The organism is Pedobacter gandavensis (assembly GCF_032677645.1).
In the GTDB taxonomy this organism is placed as follows: Bacteria; Bacteroidota; Bacteroidia; order Sphingobacteriales; family Sphingobacteriaceae; genus Pedobacter; species Pedobacter gandavensis_A.
Genome location: NZ_JAVTSB010000023.1, coordinates 1 through 2,464, shown reverse-complemented (window position 1 = coordinate 2,464; position 2,464 = coordinate 1). Strand labels below are relative to the sequence as shown.

The 2,464-nt window shown below is 42.7% G+C and carries 2 protein-coding genes; both read left to right on the top strand.

The features are described 5' to 3' along the window. Positions 1-143 precede the first annotated feature (143 nt). Positions 144-1,706: an IS21 family transposase gene (gene istA, locus R2Q66_RS23840; protein WP_316753959.1), complete on the top strand. Its 1,563-nt coding sequence runs from the start codon at positions 144-146 to the stop codon at positions 1,704-1,706. A 4-nt stretch (positions 1,707-1,710) separates the two neighbouring features. Beyond that, positions 1,711-2,460, top strand: a complete 750-nt coding sequence (gene istB / locus R2Q66_RS23835) for an IS21-like element helper ATPase IstB (protein WP_316753957.1) — start codon at positions 1,711-1,713, stop codon at positions 2,458-2,460. Positions 2,461-2,464 lie beyond the last annotated feature (4 nt).

Genomic DNA, 2,464 nt, shown 5'->3' with positions numbered 1-2,464 from the left:
TGTAGTCGGTAATTAAAACTGCACAGAAATCGGCAAATAAGAATACACAGAAAATGGCAACAAGAGTGCACAAAAAAACGGCAGAGTTTTAATAACCCCACCGTTTAAATACGAACTTCATTGGTCTACGAAAACTGATGAAGATGAACGCATTCTTAAGCAAATTTATGATGTATTATGAGATTAAACGAATGCACCTTGATGGTCGTTCAATTTCGCGGATTAGCAAAGTCCTCCATTGCAACCGCAGAACAGTAAAGAAGTACCTGGAGATGGAGGATGAAGAGTTTGAATCCTTCTTAAAGTCCCAGAGCACGCGGGGAAAATTGCTTTTGCCTTATGAAACATTCGTTAGAAAAAGGCTGGAAATTTATCGTGACACTTCTGCCGCCCAGATGCATGATTGGCTAAAGGAACATCATGCGGACTTTCCCGAAGTAAACCAGAAGACCATTTTCAACTTTGTAAAATGGGTCCGTCACCAACACAACCTTCCTTTTGAGCGTCCTTTTAGGGACTATGCTGCTGTTGAAGAGACAGCCTATGGCTTACAGGCACAGGTTGATTTTGGGGAGTATAACATGCGTGCCAGTAATGGGAAACGGATAAAAGCCTATTTCTTCACCTTGGTGCTTTCCCGGTCACGGTTTAAATACGTTTATTTCAGCACCAAGCCCTTCACCAGCGCGACTGCCATTATTGCGCATGAAAATGCATTCAGCTACATTAAAGGCATACCAGACACCGTGGTTTATGATCAGGATAAAGTATTTATCAGCAATGAGAACCACGGAGAGCTGATGCTGACTACTCAATTCAAAGCATATGTACGCGAGCGGCGCTTTAAAATTCATATGTGCAGAAAGGCTGACCCCGAGAGTAAAGGTAAGATTGAGAATGTGGTGAAATATATCAAACAGAACTTTCTTTATAACCGCACCTTCCATGACCTGGAAACGCTGAATAAGGATGGTCTGAAATGGCTGGAACGTACCGCAAACAAACTTGATCATGCGCTGACTAAAAAATCACCCTTGAATGAGTGGCTGATCGAGCAGGACTTTCTTCGACCTTTTGAGCCTATCGCTGTTACCGGGCCACCACCATTATTATACGCAGTGAGAAAAGACAACATGATTTCCTGGAAAAGCAATCTCTATTCATTGCCGCTGGGCACCTATACCGGAAGGGGAACACAGGTGTCGGTTAGTTGTGACAATGGCTATCTGGTTGTTTGTGCACTGAACCAGAAAGAATTATGCCGGCATGTGATTGCTCCTGGAGCTGGCTTAAAAATCATCAACACTGATCATAAGCGGGATAAGAATACAGCATTGGAAGAAATGACAGCTGAAGTTTGTAAGCTAATCAGCGACGGGGAAAGTCTCCGTCTGTTTATTGGCGCTATCCGGGCCGATAAACCCCCGTACCTGCGTGATCAGCTTATTCTGCTTCGTGAGGTTATTACTGATGCCGACCAGCAGCTTATCGAAAAAGGGTTACGCTTCTGTCTGCAGCAGGGTGTAAATAGTGCCAATGACTTTAAGGCACTCATATCAAAGTTCAGGCAGCAGAGCAGTCCGGAAATACTGGACCCAATAGGTCTAAACCCTCTAAACGGGGCTTACCCACAGCAAGCATTGCTACAACCCCAAATGAGCAGAATTGATGATTATCAGCAAATATTGAACACTCAACTTAATTAATGGCATGAACCAAAAACAACAAATCGATCAATACTGCCGCCAGTATAAGATTACAGGAATGGCTACAAAGATAGAACAGACGGTTAAAAAGGCAGAAAGTGAACAGCTCAGTTATCTGGGCTTTCTCCTGCAACTTTTTGAACAGGAATCTCTGCACAGGGAACTCCAGGCTAAAGAAAGAATGCTCAAAACTGCACAGTTACCCGCAAAATCCAATCTGGATCAATATGAACACCGGGACGAAACCGGACTTACGCTTCAGAAAATAAATACATTGAGGGAAATGGATTGGCTTGATCAAATTTATAATATCATGCTCCTTGGTCCATCCGGCGTTGGAAAATCCTTTTTTGCGGCAGGACTTTGTGCCCAGGCCATAGACAAGGGCTATAAAGCCTATTTCAGAACAATGGATGATATCCTGAACATGCTCCGAATGAAAGACTTTGCCCGGGCTGCCATGGCAGATTACAAGAGGTTAACTAAAGCCAATCTGATTGTCATTGACGATATCATGCTCTTTCCAGTAGAAAAATCTCAAGCAGTTAACCTGTTCAACTTTATCAATCAATTATATGAAAATACTTCCTTCATTATTACCACCAATAAAATGCCTGCTGATTGGGCCAAAATGCTTGATGATGAAGTGCTAGCGACAGCATTATTAGATCGATTGCTCTTCAGATGTGAAGTGATCAATCTTGCAGGAAAAAGCTACAGGATGGAGAACAGAAAAACTATTTTTGGAACTTAAAAAA

Excerpts from the sequence above, each read along its gene's own strand:
- istA (WP_316753959.1), top strand. The coding sequence starts at position 144 with ATGAACGCATTCTTAAGCAAATTTATGATGTATTATGAGATTAAACGA.
- istB (WP_316753957.1), top strand. The coding sequence starts at position 1,711 with ATGAACCAAAAACAACAAATCGATCAATACTGCCGCCAGTATAAGATT.